Genomic DNA, 16,413 nt, shown 5'->3' with positions numbered 1-16,413 from the left:
GTCCTGCTGAAACTGCCATGCTTGGCTATACTTGCTTTCTTGCGCCGCGTCTTTAATTGAAATGAAGGATATCCATGACACCGCTTTCCGATTTTCCCATCACCCAAAAATGGCCTGCCCGGCACCCCGAGCGCCTGCAGCTGTACTCGCTGCCGACGCCGAACGGCATCAAGGTCTCGATCCTGCTGGAAGAGCTGGGCCTGGCGTACGAGCCGCACCTGGTCAGCTTCGAGCAGAACGACCAGCTGTCGCCCGCCTTCCTGTCCCTCAATCCGAACAACAAGATTCCCGCCATCCTCGACCCGGACGGTCCTGACGGCAAGCCGCTGGCCCTGTTCGAGTCGGGCGCCATCCTGCTGTACCTGGCCGAAAAGACGGGCAAGTTCCTGCCGCAGGACGCGGGCCTGCGCTACGAAACCATCCAATGGCTGATGTTCCAGATGGGCGGTATCGGCCCCATGTTCGGCCAGGTGGGTTTCTTCCACAAATTCGCCGGCAAGGAATACGAAGACAAGCGTCCGCTCGAGCGCTATCTGGGCGAAGCGAAGCGCCTGCTGGGCGTGCTGGAACAGCGTCTGCAGGGCCGCGACTGGATCATGGGCAGTCAGTACACGATTGCCGACATCGCCATCTTCCCGTGGGTGCGCTGCCTCGTGGGTTTCTATGGCGCGGGCGACCTGGTCGGTTTTGATAATTTCCCGAACGTGCGGCGCGCGCTGGACGCGTTCCTTGCCCGTCCCGCCGTCATCAAGGGGATCGACATCCCGCAGCGCGGATAAGGTTGGCCAACTGCGGCGGCGGCCGGGCGGCGCTACAATGCGCCTTCGGCCGCCCTGCGCGGCAGCTTTGATCTGAGACAATGAAATCCACCCGGCAAGATTTTCCCGGCGCCCACGGCCATGTGCTGGCGGCGCGGCTCGACGCGCCCGACGGCGCCATCCGCGCCTATGCGCTGTTCGCCCACTGCTTTACCTGCGGCAAGGATGTGCTGGCCGCGCGGCGCATCGCGCAAGGCTTGACGGAACACGGCATCGCCGTGCTGCGCTTCGACTTCACGGGACTGGGCGCCAGTGAAGGCGAGTTTGCCGCCACGAATTTCTCGTCGAACGTGGACGATTTGATCGCTGCGGCCGATTTCCTGCGGGCCAGACATGCTGCGCCGCAATTGCTGATCGGCCACAGCCTGGGCGGCGCCGCCGTGCTGGCCGCGGCCGCGCACGTGCCGGAAGCAGCCGCCATTGCCACCCTGGCCGCGCCGAGCACGCCCGCGTATGTCACGCGCATGTTCAGCGACCACCTGGAGCAGATCGCCGCCGAGGGCGAGGCGCTGGTACAGCTGGAAGGACGGCCGTTCCGCATCCGCCAGCAATTCGTCGACGACGCGGGCAGCCACAGCTTGAAAGACCACATCGCCGGCCTGCGCCGCGCCCTGCTGGTGATGCACGCGCCGAACGACACGACGGTGAGCCTGTCGAACGCGATGGATATCTTTACGGCCGCCAAGCACCCGAAAAGCTTCGTCTCGCTCGACGATGCCGACCACCTGTTGACGGGGCGCAATGATGCCGCCTATGTCGCCAATGTGATCGCCGCCTGGAGCGCGCGCTATATCAACTAAGCTGAACTAAGCGGTCGCCCATGAAAAACGCCGCGTCAGCAGAAGCTGGCGCGGCGCGGATACTATTGGTACTTTACAACACCTGACAAAATCGTAGCGAGCGGCAGTGATTTGTGGTCGAGAAGCGCAGCCGTGCTAAAGCACGGTGAGCATCGCCGGCCGCAAAGCGCGACGCGCAGTAGATTTGGTCAGGTGTTCTCAGTCTTCGTCAAATTCGGCGGATAAATCCTTCCAGCCCTTGCTCACGGCAAAGGCGGAAAATTCCTCCGGCGCTTCCAGGACGATCAGTTTCTTGTCTTGCAAGCCCAGGTCGCCGTGGCCGAAGTCGGGGCCTACGTAGCCGAGGCTGCGCAGGCGGGCCAGGATGTGGCCGACCAGGGTCTTGTCCTTATAGGCGCCCGCTTCGAGCGGGGCGGCGAAATCGACGTAGACGTCGATGATGCCATAGCCTTCGTCGAAGATGCGGATGGCCTTGATGTCGTGGGCACGGCCGGAGCCGTCGGTGGCCTTGAAGGGGCCGCTGAGCTGGATGTCGGTGTCATTGTTCATGCCGTCAGCATACACCAAAAGCCGGCCCCGCATAGGGCGCGCGGCGCAAAATCACCGGGCAATCTCCGCCTCAGCGCGCCTGCAGGATGGCCGACAGGCGGTCGCGCGTGCCGGCGATGCGCTCCAGCTGCGGGTAGCGCAAGCCGCCGTGGTAGTCGAGCGCTACCGTCTGGAATTGCTTGCCCTTTCTGACCAGCAAGTTGATCGGCTGCGGGCTGGCCTTGGCCGCCTGGATGGCCGCCTTCAGCAGCTTGGGCGTATAAGCCGTGCCATTCACGGCGAGCAAGGTCGTGTTGCCCGACAAACCCGCCCGGAAGGCGGGGCCATCCCACAGCAGCTTGCCCAGCTTGCCGTCCTTGTCGATCGTCAATCCCAAAGAGTACGTCAGGTCCGTACTCTCGCCGTGCTCTTCATTCGCTTTCATGAACGGCGTCGGCGTGTCGCGGTAGACGAGTTTCCAGCCGGCGCGGGCCAGGCCGTCCAGCGGTGCGCCGGGGCCGTGGCCGTCGAGACGCGTGCGCAGGAAGGCGGCCCAGTCGTGCGGCTGCACGGCGTTCAGGGCCGCCACCACATCCTCGAAGGTGTAGGGCAGGGGCGTGGTGCTGCCATCCTGCATGCCAAAGAAACTGCGGGCGAAGTCGTCCAGCGAGCGACGCTCGCCCGACAGTGCGCGGATGGTGGTGTCGACGTCGAGCCAGACCAGCGCGCCTTCCATATAGTAATCCTCGTCGCGCTGCCAGCTGCTCCAGGCTATGGGGCGCCGGCCATTGATGATGGGGTCGTTCGTCGTATCCTGCATGGTGCGCCAGCTGCGCCCGGGCATGACGTCGTAATGGGCCGCCGTCGCAGCGAACAGGTCGCGCATGTGGGCCGGGGCCACCAGGCCGGAGCGGGCCGCCAGCACATTGCCCCAGTATTGCGTCTGGCCTTCGTAGACCCACAGCAGGCTGTTTTGCAGCGGCGTATTGAAATCCGGCGTGTCCTGGCCGGCGGGGCGGCGGAACTTGCCGTTCCACGAGTGCACCAGCTCGTGCGGCAGCAGCACGCGGCCCGCCTCGTTCTTGTCCCACTCGCTGAAATAACCGGGCTTGACGCCGTTTTCGCTCGACTGCAGGTGTTCGCGGCCGATGCCGCCGAACTCGTCGCTCAAGGCCAGCAGGAAATCATAGTGGCGGTAGTGGCGCGCGCCGAACAATTTGTAGGCTTGCTGCAGCATGGCCCGGTGTTGCTCGACTTGCTGCGGCGTCGCCTCCAGGCTGTCGGCGCCGTCGGCCATTACGTTCAGGTGCACGGGGATTTTGGCGCCCGGGTCGAGGTCGATGCGCTCGAAATGGCGCCCCGCGAAGACGGGCGAGTCGACCAGGGTGTCGAGGTCCAGCGCTTCGAAATCGACTTGCTGGCTGGCCGGCGTGGCCGCCCGCGCGCGCACTTCCAGGGCGCTGGCAAATTCCCAGCCGGCTGGCAGGGTCAGGCTGGGCTGCACGAGGATGTCGCGCGCGGCGCGCCCGGCCGGATACAGGGTCATCGCATGCCATTGCACGCCCAGCATGGCGCTCGTCATGGTGATGCGGCCCTGGCTCGTGTCGACGGGCGAGAGGAACTGGTATTGCGCTTCCACGGCCGTGGCGCCGGCCGGCACGTCGAGGTGGAAGGCGAACATGTTGACGGGGTCGCGCCGCCACTCCAGGGGCGCGCCGTTGGCGGACAGGCGCAGGCCGGCCAGCTGGTTCAGCGGGCCGCTGGGGCCGTGGTTGCCCGGTACCCATTGCGGATACAGCAAGGTCAGCTTGCCGGGCGCGGCGGGAATGCTTGCGCGGATGCTGAACAGTTGCTGCGCCACATTGCTGGCGTCCACCTGCAGCACGATGGGGGCGGCGCCAAGTGCGGCGGCCTGGGCCACTGCGGAAATGAGAAGCGAGAAGGACAGGGACAGGACGGCGCGGGAATAGGGCATGGAGCGGGGCATGGAGCGGGGCATGGGACGGGGCGGGGGCGGGAATGGCAAACGGGAAGTCTAGCATTCTGTAAAAATTTCTTACAAATTTTGGGCCGTCTGGGGCGTTTTACGCCAATTTCAAGGCCTTGAAAGGGACTGGAGAGGCCGTATATCGGTAACAGGCGGATGCTCACGGTGAGGTCCGCCCCTCTTATCGCTTCATTTGAAAAGGATATTTATCATGCGTACTTTTGACCTTGCTCCCCTGTACCGTTCCGCCATCGGCTTCGACCGCCTGGCACAGCTGCTCAACGAACAGCGCGCCGATGCGCAACCGAGCTATCCCCCATACAACATCGAACTGGTGTCGGAAGACAAGTACCGCATCGTGATGGCATTGGCCGGCTTCTCGCGCGAAGAGATCGACATCATCACCGAACGCGACTCGCTGCACGTCACGGGCCGCAAGCAGAAAGATGGCGTCGAGCGTACTTTCTTGCACCGCGGCATCGCTGCCCGCGATTTCGAACAGCGTTTCCAGCTGGCCAACCACGTGAAGGTCACGGGCGCCACGTTTGAAAACGGCATGCTGACCATCGACCTGGTGCGTGAAGTGCCGGAAGCGCTGAAACCGCGCAAGATCGAGATCGGCAGCGGCGGCGACACCATCGCCACGGCCGCGAATGTGAATGCGCTGGAACAGCGCCAGGCGGCCTGATCTGATCGCGGCGCCCCTCGGGCGCTCGGGCTAACCTCTCCCATGCAGTAAAATACTGGCCGGTTGATCCGGCCAGTGTCACGTCCGGCGCCCGTTCGGGCCCTTTATCGCCCGCCATGCGAGGTGCGCGGAGCGCGCAAGATTAAACCCCGCTTAAAGGCGCAAATGCCTGTTTCCAAATGGAAAAATGTTAAGCACCGCCTAAGACTCGTGGCCCACTATTGCATACATCAAAATCTCATTAAATGAGGAGCAATTCATGGAACAGCAAACGAATACCGCATCCCTGAAAATCAAACGCACCGTAGCCGCGCTGGCCGCGATCGGTGTGCTGGGCGCCGGCGGCGCCATGGTGGTGCATCAGAACAATGCCGGCGCGAATGCCGCCGCTGCGCCCGCAGCCCCGGTGGCTGCCGCCGTGGCGCCTGCCGCCAGCGCGCCGCTGGTGGCCTTGCCCGACTTTAGCCAGATCGCCGCGCGCAACAGCCCGGCCGTCGTCAACATCAGCGTCACGGGCAGCACCAAGGTGGCCTACGACCCATCGGCCCAGGCCGGCAACGACGACTTCGGCAACGACCCCTTCTTCGAATTCTTCCGCCGCTTCCAGGGCCCGCAAGGCGGACAGCGCGGTGGCCGCGACGTGCCCACGCACGGCCTCGGTTCCGGCTTCATCGTCAGCCCCGACGGCGTCATCATGACGAACGCCCACGTGGTGCGCGATGCGCGCGAAGTGACCGTCAAGCTGAACGACCGCCGCGAATTCCGTGCCAAGGTGCTCGGCACGGATCCGAAGACGGATATCGCCGTGCTGAAGATCGACGCCAACAACCTGCCCGTCGTGCCGCTCGGCCATTCGAGCGACCTGAAAGTGGGCGAGTGGGTGCTGGCCATCGGTTCGCCCTACGGTTTCGACAGCACGGTGACGGCCGGCGTCGTCAGCGCCAAGGGCCGTTCCCTGCCCGACGACAGCAACGTGCCGTTCATTCAGACGGACGTGGCGGTCAACCCCGGCAACTCGGGCGGTCCCCTGTTCAACACGCGCGGCGAAGTGGTCGGCATCAATTCGCAGATCTACAGCCAGACGGGCGGTTTCCAGGGCCTGTCGTTCGCCATCCCGATCGACCTGGCCGGCCGCATCAAGGACCAGATCGTCGCCACGGGCAAGGCCAGCCATGCCAAGCTGGGCGTGACGGTGCAGGAAGTCAACCAGGGCTTTGCCGACTCGTTCAAGCTGGCCACGCCGGAAGGCGCGCTGGTGGCCAACGTCGAGCGGGGCAGCCCGGCCGACAAGGCGGGCCTGAAATCGGGCGACGTCGTGCGCAAGGTGAATGGCCAGCGCATCATCGGCTCGGCCGACTTGCCGGCGCTGGTGGGGACTTCCTTGCCAGGCGACAAGATCACCATGGATGTCTGGCGTGACGGCAAGATTGTCAGCCTGACGGCAACCCTGGGCAATGCGGCCGACAAGGTGGCCGAAGTGGCGAAGAGCGACAGCGCCGCCGGCAAGGTAAAACTGGGCCTGGCCCTGCGTCCGTTACAATCGGATGAAAAACGCGAGGCGGGCATCAGCGCCGGCCTGCTGGTGGAAGACGCGGGCGGCGCCGCCGCGAATGCCGGAGTGCAGCCGGGCGACGTGCTATTGTCGGTGAATGGCCGTCCCGTCAACACGGTCGAGCAGGTGCGCGACGTGGTGGAAAAATCCGCCAAGTCGGTGGCCTTGCTGATACAGCGGGGCCCGGACAAGATCTTCATCCCCGTGCGTTTGGGTTGAGTACAAGAATAACGAGATAGAGAGGCAAACCATGCGCTTATTGCTGGTAGAAGACGACACGATGATCGGCGAAGTGGTGCTTGACTTGCTGCGCGCCGAGCATTACGCGGTGGACTGGGTCAAGGATGGCGACATGGCCGATACGGCCCTGCAGACGCAGACCTATGACCTGGTGCTGCTGGACCTGGGCTTGCCGCGCAAGGATGGCCTCGACGTGCTGCGCTCGATGCGCTTGCGCAAGCTCGACACGCCTGTGCTGGTAGCCACGGCGCGCGACGCCATCGAGCAGCGCATCGCCGGCCTCGATGCGGGCGCCGACGATTACGTATTAAAACCGTATGACCTCGACGAACTGCTGGCGCGCATCCGCGCCTTGCTGCGGCGCGCCTCGGGGCGGCCGGAACCGGTCTTCGAACACCAGGGCGTCTCCATCAATCCGCTGACGCGCGAAGTGATTGCCGAAGGCCATCCCGTCAACCTGTCGGCGCGCGAATGGGCCGTGCTAGAAGCGCTGATCGCGCGCCCCGGCATCGTGCTGTCGCGCGCGCAGCTGGAAGAAAAGCTGTACAGCTGGAAGGATGAAGTCAACAGCAATGCCGTGGAAGTGTATATCCACGGCTTGCGCAAGAAGCTGGGCAGCGACTTGATCCAGAACGTGCGCGGCCTCGGCTACATGGTGCCCAAGGCATGAGGATGAAGGTCACGGTGACGCACTCGCTGCGCGGCCGCCTGCTGTGGTTCTTGCTGGCGGCCATCATCATGGCGGCCCTGGCGCAGGCCTCGATCGCCTACCGCAGCGCCCTGTACGACGCCGACCAGATTTTCGACTATCACATGCAGCAGATGGCCCTGTCGCTGCGCTCGGGCGCGCCGCTGGCCAACCACGCGCAAGCCTTGCCGGCCGACCCTGTCAACAATGACATGGTGGTGCAGGTGTGGACGCCGGACGGCGTGCAGGTGTTCCGTTCGATCACGCGCGCGGAACTGCCGCAACGCGCCGTGCTGGGCTTTTCGAATGTGAAGGCCAACGGCACCACCTACCGCATCTTTTCCGTGCAAACCAGTTCCCAGACGGTGCAGATCGCCCAGGACATGGCCGTGCGCAAGCGCATGGCCGGCAGCCTGGCGCTGCGCACGGTCGGCCCCATCGCGCTGATGGCGCCTATCCTGATGCTGGTGGTCTGGTGGGTCGTCAGCGGTTCGCTGGCGCCCGTCTCGCGCGTGCGCAAGCAGGTGGCGGCGCGCCAGGCGGACGATCTGTCGCCCGTCTCGGAAGCGGGCTTGCCCGACGAAGTGCGCCCGCTCGTGCATGAGCTCAATCTTTTGTTCGGCCGTGTCAAAACGGCGTTCGACGCGCAGCAGCATTTCGTTGCCGACGCCGCGCATGAATTGCGCACGCCGCTGGCGGCCTTGAAGCTGCAGGTGTTGAGCCTGGAGCGGGCCGAATCGGCAGAAAAGCGCAGCCTGGCCATTTCCCGCGTGAGCGCCGGCATCGAGCGGGCCACGCGCCTGGTCGAGCAATTGCTGGTGCTGGCGCGCCAGGAAGCGAGCGCCGCCAGCGGCGACCAGCTGCAGGCGGTGGATTTGAACGACGTCGTCAAGCGCGCGCTGGGCGACATGGCCGGCATCGCGCAGGCGCGCAAGATCGACCTGGGCCTGCACCACATGGATGCGGCCAGCGTCGCCGGCCAGGCCGACGCGCTCAACATCATGCTGCGCAATCTGGTCGACAACGCCATCAAGTACACGCCGCAGGGCGGCACGGTCGACATCGACCTGCGCGCCAGCCCCGTCGGCGTGACCTTATCGGTGGAAGACAGCGGCCCGGGCATCCCGCCCGAGGAGCGCGAGCGCGTCTTCAGCCGCTTCTACCGCGTGCCCGGCACGGATGCCAATGGCAGCGGCCTGGGGCTGGCCATCATCAAGGCCATCGCCGAACGCCATGGCGCGCGCCTGGTGCTCGACAAATCCGAGCGCCTGGGCGGCCTGTGCGTGCGCGTGGAATTCCCGCAAGCCGTAAAAAAATAACGTTTTGATCATGATCCTTGGCATGTTGCATTGACGCGCGCGCCGCTGGCATATATTGTCTGCGCAATAAGCAATCAAGCAAACGGAGCGCAGCATGCAGAAGATCGGCTTTTCAGGAACCCTCGATCCCATCACCAACGGCCACATGTGGGTGATCGGCGAGGCGCGTTCGCTCGCCGACGAGGTGATCGTGTTCCTGTCGCAAAACCCCGCCAAGCGTCCCCAATTTCCCGCCGAAGACCGCAAGCGCATCATCGAGCAGAGCGCGCGCGAGTGCGGCTGGGAGAATGTGCAGGTGGTCATCGTCAAGGGCGACTACACGGCGCGCGCGGCGAAAAAGCATGGCTGCGACTACCTGATCCGCGGCATCCGCACGACGGCCGATTTCGACTATGAAAACCTGATCCAGCAAACCAATGTGGACGTGTTGCAGGGCGCCAAGACGATCTTCGTCATGCCGCCGCGCGACCTCGGTTCCGTCAGTTCCAGCTTCGTCAAGGCGCTGGAAGGGCCCGTCGGCTGGAACTGGACCATGAAGAAATTCGTCCCCGGCCCGGCCTACCAGGCGTGGATACTCGACTGCCTGCGCAAGGAGTGGGAAGTGCTGTGGCACTACGCCACCGCCTCGCCAGCGGACATCGCCCTGTTTGACCACTGGTTCGCGCACCTGACGGGACCGCAGGCGTACGGCGGCGTGGACCGCCACTATCACAACCTCGACCACCTGGTGCATGGCCTGTCCGAGATCCGCGTGTGGGCCGACAATACCTATGCGCCCAAGCGCGACAGCGCGTTGGTCAAGAAGGCGTTCTGGTTCCACGACGCCGTCTACAGCCACGACGAAGACGCCCTGTATTCGAGCGAAGAGGCCAGTGCCCAGCTATGGCTGGCCAGCGGCCTCGATGCGGGCGATAATCAGGATGTGGCGCAATTGATACGCGCCACCGACCATTTCCAGGGTCCCGGCATCAGCCACGCGCTGAAGGACGCCATGCTCAGCGCCGACCTGGCCATCCTGGGCCAGGATGAGGAGGTGTACCTGGCGTATACGCAAGCCATCGTCCGCGAATACGCGCACGTGGACCCCGCGCGTTTCAACGAACAGCGGGGCCTGGCCCTGCAGCATCTGTGCGCCAAGGCACAGGCGGGCCAGCTGTTTGGCGATGCGTATTTCGCCGACCAGTACAACGAGCGGGCCATCGACAACATGCAGAAGGAGATCGCGGCGCTGGCGGCGCACTCGCGTGCATGATGTCACGCCGCCGGCGTGGCGGCGGCCTTGGTCTGGGTATCACAGACAACTGGTTTGCCACGGAGCGCCCCCGTCGCCGCAGATGCCGGCAGGTCCGCAGGCGCGGGGAATGGCGATGCCGGATTGACAGACGGGCGCGCCGGTCCGTGCTGCGGGACTCACCGATCCCCAGCATTGGCATGTCGTCAGCAGCCATCCTGACGGCAGTTTCTGTGGCATGGGCGGGGCAAACCCCGAGACGCCTATCGAGCGGGTACCGACACGCGGCGACAACAGCAATCTGGCTTCGTTTTCTCGGGCATATGCAGGGGCTTCGACAGGACCGCCATCGGATGAGTTATCCACCCATTGTTTGGCAAAGCCCGTTACACCCCAATCCTTGTATTGCTGGACATGCATCATTTCATGCGCCCATAGCGCAGGATCGCGCGCATCATCATCGCTGCGAAAAATGACGGCATTCAAGACTGTAATAGCGCGCGTGTTGCTGTTGAATTGCATTTGTGCCGCCTGCAGCGTGTTCTGCAAAGCACTCCACTCGCTGGTCCAGCGGACGGAATCGAGCAAGTCGGGGGAATGCCAACGCATCAGGAAAGCCTTGATTCCTGGCTCCATGCCATTGGCATGACCGCCTGTGACAACGGCGTTGCGTGCCGATACCATCGCCGCTGCCACCGGCGTGTAGGGAATCTGGCCTGGATTTTGTATCAACTGGATTGCCGCATCGGGATTTTTTACGGCAAATTCAGTGATGTCGCCTAGCGTCGGGATGCCGGTGGGGTTGAGAGGCGCAAGCGGATTCAGAATGGTGCCGATGGGATCTGTCTTACCCCGCTCAATCACCTTGCCGGGATCGATGACGGGGGGAAGAATGCAGCCACTTTTAGGAAGGCAGGCACATCCGACTAGCGGCACGCATGCTTCATACTGACAATCGGGGCAGCCGGCCGTGGCCGCCGTAGTACTGAAGAATATGCCTACCAGCGCCAGCAAGCCAGCGGTCATGTGCGATAGCGTAGCCATGGGTCCCCCTATGCAGGTTGCCCCTGTTATATGGCATGGTGCGGTGGTGGCAACAACGATGACGATACGCCTGATCCCTGCGCACGGCAGGGCATTTCGCCTGAAACAAGGAAGGCTTTGCGCTAGCTCAATTCATTCAATTCAGTCAGGAATTTTTCGGCTTGATGCCATGGATAGCGTGCTCATGCGGGAAATGCCTAGGGATGATCGGTGCTTCTCTGCGCGCCATGTCGCAGCGTATCCAGCGTGTGCCATGCGGTCACACGGTAGCCGCCGTATTTCCGGTACAGGTATTGTGCGGTAGTCGAATCTGTGCCGGGGTGACAACGCCTGAAAAACCGACGCACAGTAGGTTTTGACAGGCGTTCCTGGCGTCATTCCTGCGAATTAGCTCTGTACCCCGTCACTCTGGCGGATCGCCGCCCTGGCGCGCGCCGCGTGCAGCTTTTTGAAGCTGTCGATCAGGCGCTGGTGCCTGTCCAGGCCTTCCAGCTGCATGCTGGTCGGGGTCAGGCCGTAGAAGCGCACGCTGCCGTCCACCGAGCCCAGCACCGCGTCCATGCGTTCGTTGCCAAACATGCGGCGGAAATTGACGACGTAGTCGTCCAGTTCCAGCTCGTCGTCGAGTTCCACTTCCAGCACCACGTTCAAGGCTTGATAGAACAGCTTGCGCTCGAGCGTGTTGTCGTTGTACTGCAGGAAGGTTTCCACCAGCTCTTTCGCTTCCTCGAATTGCTGCAGAACGAGATGAATCAGCAGCTTCAATTCCAGGGTCGTCAGCTGGCCCCATACCGTGTTTTCGTCAAACTCGATGCCGATCAGGGTGGCGATGTCGCCGTACTCGTCGAGCTCGCTGTTTTCCAGGCGGTCGAGCAGGTCTTCCAGGCTGGCATCGTCCAGCTTATGCAGGTTCAGGATGTCGGCGCGGAACAGCAGCGCCTTGTTGGTATTGTCCCAGATCAAATCTTCGACCGGATACACCTCGGAATAACCGGGCACGAGGATGCGGCAGGCGGTGGCGCCCAGCTGGTCGTACTCGGCCGTGTACACTTCCTTGCCCATGCCGGCGAGGATGCCGAACAGGGTCGCCGCTTCCTCGGCATTCGAGTTCTCGCCCTGGCCGGAAAAATCCCACTCGACAAAATCGTAATCGGCCTTCGCGCTGAAGAAGCGCCACGAGACGATGCCGCTCGAATCGATGAAGTGTTCGACGAAGTTGTTCGGCTCGGTGACGGCTTCGCTGGCAAACGTCGGCTGCGGCAAGTCGTTCAAGCCCTCGAAGCTGCGGCCCTGCAGCAATTCCGTCAGGCTGCGCTCGAGCGCCACTTCCAGGCTCGGGTGCGCGCCGAACGAGGCAAACACGCCGCCCGTGCGTGGGTTCATCAGGGTGACGCACATCACCGGGTACACGCCGCCCAGCGACGCATCTTTCACCAGCACGGGGAAACCCTGTTCTTCCAGCCCCTGTATGCCCGCCAGGATGCCCGGGTATTTCGCCAGCACTTCCTGCGGCACGTCGGGCAGGGCGATCTCGCCTTCGATGATTTCGCGCTTGACGGCCCGTTCGAAAATTTCCGACAGACATTGCACCTGGGCTTCGACCAGGGTATTGCCGGCGCTCATGCCATTGCTGACGTACAGGTTTTCAATCAGGTTCGACGGGAAATACACGACCTCGCCATCGGAATGGCGCACATACGGCAGCGAGCAGATGCCGCGCTCGGCATTGCCGGAGTTGGTGTCGACCAGGTGCGAGCCGCGCAGCTCGCCATCGGGGTTGTAGATATCCAGGCAATACTCATCGAGAATCTCCTTCGGCAGCGCATCCTTGCGGCCCGGCTTGAACCAGCGCTCGTTCGGGTAATGGACAAAATCCGCGTTGGCGATGTCCTCGCCCCAGAACGACCCCGCGTAGAAATGGTTGTTGCTGAGGCGCTCGATATACTCGCCCAGGGCCGACGCCAGCGCGCTTTCCTTGGTCGCGCCCTTGCCGTTGGTAAAGCACATGGGCGAATGCGCATCGCGGATATGCAGCGACCAGACATTCGGAATGATGTTGCGCCACGAGGCGATTTCAATCTTGATGCCCAGGCCCGCCAGCAGGCCCGACATATTGGCGATGGTCTGTTCCAGCGGCAAATCCTTGCCGACGATATAGGTATTCGCGCCCGGCGCCGGATTCAGGGCCAGCAAGGCCTGGGCATCGGCATCCAGGTTTTCCACCTCTTCAATGACGAACTCGGGGCCCGTCTGCACCACTTTCTTCACCGTGCAACGGTCGATCGAGCGCAGGATGCCCTGGCGGTCCTTGGCCGAGATATCGGCCGGCAGCTCGACCTGGATCTTGAAAATCTGCTGGTAGCGGTTTTCCGGATCGACGATATTGTTTTGCGACAGGCGGATATTTTCCGTGGAAATATTGCGCGTATCGCAATACAACTTCACGAAGTAGGCCGCGCACAGTGCCGATGATGCCAAAAAGTAATCGAACGGGCCAGGCGCCGAGCCATCGCCCTTGTAGCGGATGGGCTGGTCGGCGATGACCGTAAAATCGTCGAACTTGGCTTCGAGACGCAGCTTGTCGAGAAAGTTGACTTTAATTTCCATGAGGTAATCCAATACTGTGCTTATGAGTTAGCCGCTATTATCCGTGCTTTCCGCCGCAGGGCAAAGATTGTTCACCGTGGCCGTGCTGGCCGGGAGCTGCTGGGGCAATGATGCAGGCATGATAGTTCATGGCTTTTCACCTATCGCACAGAAGGTTGTCTATATGGATATTCTTGCTGACATACAAAAATCGCAAACTGTGATGGACGAGCTCGCATCGCAGTGCGATGTTGACCTTGGCCGTGCTGTGCGGACGTGAGTGTATTGCGGCCTGCCAAAAAAACAGCGGCTGCCCATGCCGGCGCAGCCGCTGTTTTCTTATGCGGACACGGTGGTCAGAACTTCACCCACAGCCGTCCGAAATACGACGCGCCGTTCAGACCGAACTGTACGCTGTCGTACTTGAAGCCGTTGTCCGTCTCGTCCGCGTTTTGCGTGGTGGGCTTGACGTTGAAGATGTTGTTGCCGCCAAAGGTCAGCTTGGTGTTTTTGTTGATGCTGTAGGTGAAGCTCAGGTCGGCGGACGTCTTGGCCTTGTAGCGGGCGTTCGGCACGCCCTCGGCCGTGCCGCTGAAGGTGCCCAGGGTTTGCGGGCCAAAGTAGATGATGCGCAGGTCCGACTCCAGCTTGCCCGTGATGTAGTCGAAGCCCAGGGTGGCTTTCGCGCGCGGGCCGCCCTGTTCGATGAACAGGCGTTCGCGCTCGGACAGCAGCACGTCTTCAAAGCCCGTCAGTGAGGCGGGCGTCTTGACCTTCGTCACTTCCGTCTTGCTCAGGTTCAAGGCCAGGAAGGTGTTCAGGCGGTTGCCGGCCAGCTCGCCCTTGTGCGAAGCCGTCAAGTCCAGCCCGCGCGTGCGCGTGTCGATGGAGTTGACGAAGAATTGCGCCTCGCCCACGCCCAGCAAGGCCAGGCGCGCGGCCAGGTCCGGGTAGTTGTCGGCATTGAAGCGGCCCGACAGCACGATGCGGTCCTTGATCTTGATGTTGTACAAGTCGGCCGTCACGGAAATGGCTTGCGTCGGCGTCCAGGTGGTGCCGAACGTAAAGCTGGTGGATTTTTCCTCTTTCAGCTTGGGAATGCCGGCCGCATTGGCGACGGTGCCGCCGTTCGGCGCCAGCACCACGTCGGTGGGCACGCCGCCGATGAAGTCGGTGAAGGTGGACGAGAAATACACTTGCTGCAACGATGGCGCGCGGAAACCCGTGCTGGCCGAGCCGCGCAGCAGCACGTTCGGCGCCACTTTATAGCTGGCGGCCAGCTTGCCCGTCACGGTGGAGCCGAAATCGCTGAATTTTTCATAGCGCAGGGCCGCCTGGGTTTTCAGGCGTTCCGTCCAGTCCAGTTCCACGTCGGCATACGCGGCGATGCTGTGGCGTTTGGCCTTGGTGGCGTCGCCGGGCTGGAAGCCGGGAAAGCCCTGGCTGCCCGCATTGCCGCCCACGCCCACGCCGTCGGCATCGATGTAGGAGTTCGGCTCGCCGGCCATGATCTTGTATTCCTCGCTGCGGTATTCGGCGCCGAAGGCCACGTTCATGCCGCGCATTACCGTGTCGTAATAGCGGCTGAAATCGGCGTTGCTGGTCAGCTGCTGGAACGAGAAGCCGCCCGCGTCAAAGTTGCTGGCGCTGACGCCCTTGCCTCCGTTCATCAGGTCGAGGTTGGCGATCGAGGCGTTCAAGGTGTTGCTGATGTCATAGCGCATCTTGTTGTAGCCATAGGTTTGCGAAAAATCCGCATGCCATTCGCCGATCTGGCTGCGGTGGCCGATGGTGGCGTACTGGTCGTCGATCTTGCCGTTGATGAACGGTACGAAGCCGTCCGGGTACATGGCGGCCGAATTGCGCGACGGAATGTCGTCGCTGCCGATGCCGCCCCGGCCGAATGCGGCGCTGGAGGCGTCGCGCGTCTGCGCGCCGGCCGTGAAGTACAGCTTGCCCGTGCCGCTGGTGGCGTAGTCGCCATTCAGGTACAGGGTCTTGTTCTTGGACTTGGTGTCGCCGATGATGCGCATGCTGTCCGCGTCGGCCCGGTTCGAGCGGCCACGGTCCAGGTATTCGCCCGTGATGGCCAGGGTACCCTTGTCGCCCAGCGCGATGCCGCAGTAGGCGGAGGTCATGTAATTCTTGCCGTCGCCTTCGGAATACTGGCTGTAGCCGGCCACCGCTTCGCAGCCCAGGCTTTTCTTCAGTTCGATGTCGATCACGCCGGCAATGGCGTCCGAGCCGTATTGGGCCGCGGCGCCGTCGCGCAGCACTTGCACGTTCTTGATCGCCAGCAAAGGAATCGCATTCATGTCCGTGCCCGTGTTGCCGCGGTTGCGCGCGCCGAACAGGTTGACCAGGGCCGTCGTGTGGCGCCGCTTGCCGTTCACCAGCACCAGGGTCTGATCGGAGCCGAGGCCGCGCAGGGCGGCCGAATCGATCAGGTCGGCCCCGTCGGCGCCCGTCTGGCGCGTGGAGTTGAACGAGGGCGAAATGTATTGCAGCGATTGCGCCAGGTCAAACTGGCCGCCTTGCTCGGCCACCCGGGAAATGGGGATGATATCGACCGGCACCATGGTATCGGTGGCGGAACTGGCGACCCGGCGCGAGCCGACCACGCTGACCGTTTGCACGGGACCGTCCGTGGCCGTTGCCTCGCTGCTCTGCGCCATGGCGGCGGGACTGAAGGCGGCGAGGGCGGTGCTGCCGTACAGGCTGATGAGGATGGCTTTACGCAAGGTGGTAAGGGTCGGCACGCAGTGTCTCCAAGTGGCTGATGAGCAAGATTCGTGACTTGATTCTAGTGCCATCATTTCAGCATTCACCAGCGATACTTTGTTTTGTTATTACAAATTTGCCGTAACTGTTGTTTCCTGGTTGATTATCTTTTCATTGCTGCCCGGCTTGCCTTGTACCGGTGCGCGATGCC

12 protein-coding genes are annotated in these 16,413 nt (G+C 62.9%); 7 read left to right on the top strand and 5 right to left on the bottom strand.

Translation table 11 applies throughout. The features are described from left to right. Positions 1 to 74: 74 nt before the first annotated feature. A complete protein-coding gene (locus tag AC07VH_RS22730; RefSeq protein WP_475416816.1) occupies positions 75 to 779 on the top strand; it encodes a glutathione S-transferase N-terminal domain-containing protein in 705 nt (234 codons plus the stop codon). A gap of 80 nt (positions 780 to 859) precedes the next feature. After that, positions 860 to 1,618 carry an alpha/beta hydrolase family protein gene (locus tag AC07VH_RS22725; RefSeq protein WP_494789046.1) on the top strand — a complete coding sequence of 253 codons (759 nt, stop codon included), beginning with the start codon at positions 860 to 862 and terminating at the stop codon, positions 1,616 to 1,618. A 198-nt stretch (positions 1,619 to 1,816) separates the two neighbouring features. On the opposite strand, the gene AC07VH_RS22720 is transcribed toward AC07VH_RS22725, so the two are convergent. Together AC07VH_RS22720 and AC07VH_RS22715 are read right to left on the bottom strand one after the other, a co-directional pair. After that, on the bottom strand, positions 1,817 to 2,167 hold the full coding sequence (locus AC07VH_RS22720; RefSeq protein WP_034783462.1) for a hypothetical protein: 351 nt from the start codon (positions 2,165 to 2,167) through the stop codon (positions 1,817 to 1,819). A gap of 70 nt (positions 2,168 to 2,237) precedes the next feature. Further along, positions 2,238 to 4,121, bottom strand: a complete 1,884-nt coding sequence (locus AC07VH_RS22715) for a M61 family metallopeptidase (protein ID WP_494789045.1) — start codon at positions 4,119 to 4,121, stop codon at positions 2,238 to 2,240. A gap of 223 nt (positions 4,122 to 4,344) precedes the next feature. Here AC07VH_RS22715 and AC07VH_RS22710 point away from each other — a divergent pair, with 223 nt between their 5' ends. The 5 genes from AC07VH_RS22710 (at position 4,345) to coaD (ending at position 9,872) form a co-directional block, all read left to right on the top strand. Continuing rightward, the gene (locus AC07VH_RS22710; protein ID WP_494789044.1) at positions 4,345 to 4,821 is read left to right on the top strand and encodes an Hsp20 family protein; all 477 of its coding nucleotides are present in this window, start codon (positions 4,345 to 4,347) and stop codon (positions 4,819 to 4,821) included. A 259-nt stretch (positions 4,822 to 5,080) separates the two neighbouring features. Continuing rightward, the gene (locus AC07VH_RS22705; protein ID WP_475416812.1) at positions 5,081 to 6,592 is read left to right on the top strand and encodes a Do family serine endopeptidase; all 1,512 of its coding nucleotides are present in this window, start codon (positions 5,081 to 5,083) and stop codon (positions 6,590 to 6,592) included. Between the two features lie 31 nt (positions 6,593 to 6,623). After that, positions 6,624 to 7,283 carry a response regulator gene (locus tag AC07VH_RS22700; RefSeq protein WP_034750756.1) on the top strand — a complete coding sequence of 220 codons (660 nt, stop codon included), beginning with the start codon at positions 6,624 to 6,626 and terminating at the stop codon, positions 7,281 to 7,283. Positions 7,284 to 7,285: 2 nt separating this feature from the next. Continuing rightward, the gene (locus AC07VH_RS22695) at positions 7,286 to 8,620 is read left to right on the top strand and encodes an ATP-binding protein (RefSeq protein ID WP_475416850.1); all 1,335 of its coding nucleotides are present in this window, start codon (positions 7,286 to 7,288) and stop codon (positions 8,618 to 8,620) included. 94 nt (positions 8,621 to 8,714) lie between these two features. Then, positions 8,715 to 9,872: a pantetheine-phosphate adenylyltransferase gene (coaD, locus tag AC07VH_RS22690; RefSeq protein WP_494789043.1), complete on the top strand. Its 1,158-nt coding sequence runs from the start codon at positions 8,715 to 8,717 to the stop codon at positions 9,870 to 9,872. 39 nt (positions 9,873 to 9,911) lie between these two features. Here the strand turns inward: coaD and AC07VH_RS22685 are convergent, their stop codons facing one another. The 3 genes from AC07VH_RS22685 to AC07VH_RS22675 form a co-directional block, all read right to left on the bottom strand. Next, on the bottom strand, positions 9,912 to 10,895 hold the full coding sequence (locus AC07VH_RS22685; RefSeq protein ID WP_494789042.1) for an eCIS core domain-containing protein: 984 nt from the start codon (positions 10,893 to 10,895) through the stop codon (positions 9,912 to 9,914). 387 nt (positions 10,896 to 11,282) lie between these two features. Next, positions 11,283 to 13,502, bottom strand: a complete 2,220-nt coding sequence (locus AC07VH_RS22680; protein WP_494789041.1) for an OsmC domain/YcaO domain-containing protein — start codon at positions 13,500 to 13,502, stop codon at positions 11,283 to 11,285. A 335-nt stretch (positions 13,503 to 13,837) separates the two neighbouring features. Continuing rightward, a complete protein-coding gene (locus tag AC07VH_RS22675; RefSeq protein ID WP_494789040.1) occupies positions 13,838 to 16,240 on the bottom strand; it encodes a TonB-dependent receptor plug domain-containing protein in 2,403 nt (800 codons plus the stop codon). Between the last annotated feature and the right edge of the window lie 173 nt (positions 16,241 to 16,413).

It is taken from the genome of Janthinobacterium sp. GW821-FHT03C10 (assembly GCF_059420865.1).
Note: the sequence above shows the minus strand (reverse complement) of the source record. Positions and strands in the feature narration are given on the sequence as shown.

What these genes read in the sequence shown, in the direction of transcription:
- AC07VH_RS22730 (WP_475416816.1), top strand. Translation starts at nt 75, where the DNA reads ATGACACCGCTTTCCGATTTTCCCATCACCCAAAAATGGCCTGCCCGG.
- AC07VH_RS22725 (WP_494789046.1), top strand. Translation starts at nt 860, where the DNA reads ATGAAATCCACCCGGCAAGATTTTCCCGGCGCCCACGGCCATGTGCTG.
- AC07VH_RS22720 (WP_034783462.1), bottom strand. Translation starts at nt 2,167, where the DNA reads ATGAACAATGACACCGACATCCAGCTCAGCGGCCCCTTCAAGGCCACC.
- AC07VH_RS22715 (WP_494789045.1), bottom strand. Translation starts at nt 4,121, where the DNA reads ATGCCCTATTCCCGCGCCGTCCTGTCCCTGTCCTTCTCGCTTCTCATT.
- AC07VH_RS22710 (WP_494789044.1), top strand. Translation starts at nt 4,345, where the DNA reads ATGCGTACTTTTGACCTTGCTCCCCTGTACCGTTCCGCCATCGGCTTC.
- AC07VH_RS22705 (WP_475416812.1), top strand. Translation starts at nt 5,081, where the DNA reads ATGGAACAGCAAACGAATACCGCATCCCTGAAAATCAAACGCACCGTA.
- AC07VH_RS22700 (WP_034750756.1), top strand. Translation starts at nt 6,624, where the DNA reads ATGCGCTTATTGCTGGTAGAAGACGACACGATGATCGGCGAAGTGGTG.
- AC07VH_RS22695 (WP_475416850.1), top strand. Translation starts at nt 7,286, where the DNA reads ATGAAGGTCACGGTGACGCACTCGCTGCGCGGCCGCCTGCTGTGGTTC.
- coaD (WP_494789043.1), top strand. Translation starts at nt 8,715, where the DNA reads ATGCAGAAGATCGGCTTTTCAGGAACCCTCGATCCCATCACCAACGGC.
- AC07VH_RS22685 (WP_494789042.1), bottom strand. Translation starts at nt 10,895, where the DNA reads ATGGCTACGCTATCGCACATGACCGCTGGCTTGCTGGCGCTGGTAGGC.
- AC07VH_RS22680 (WP_494789041.1), bottom strand. Translation starts at nt 13,502, where the DNA reads ATGGAAATTAAAGTCAACTTTCTCGACAAGCTGCGTCTCGAAGCCAAG.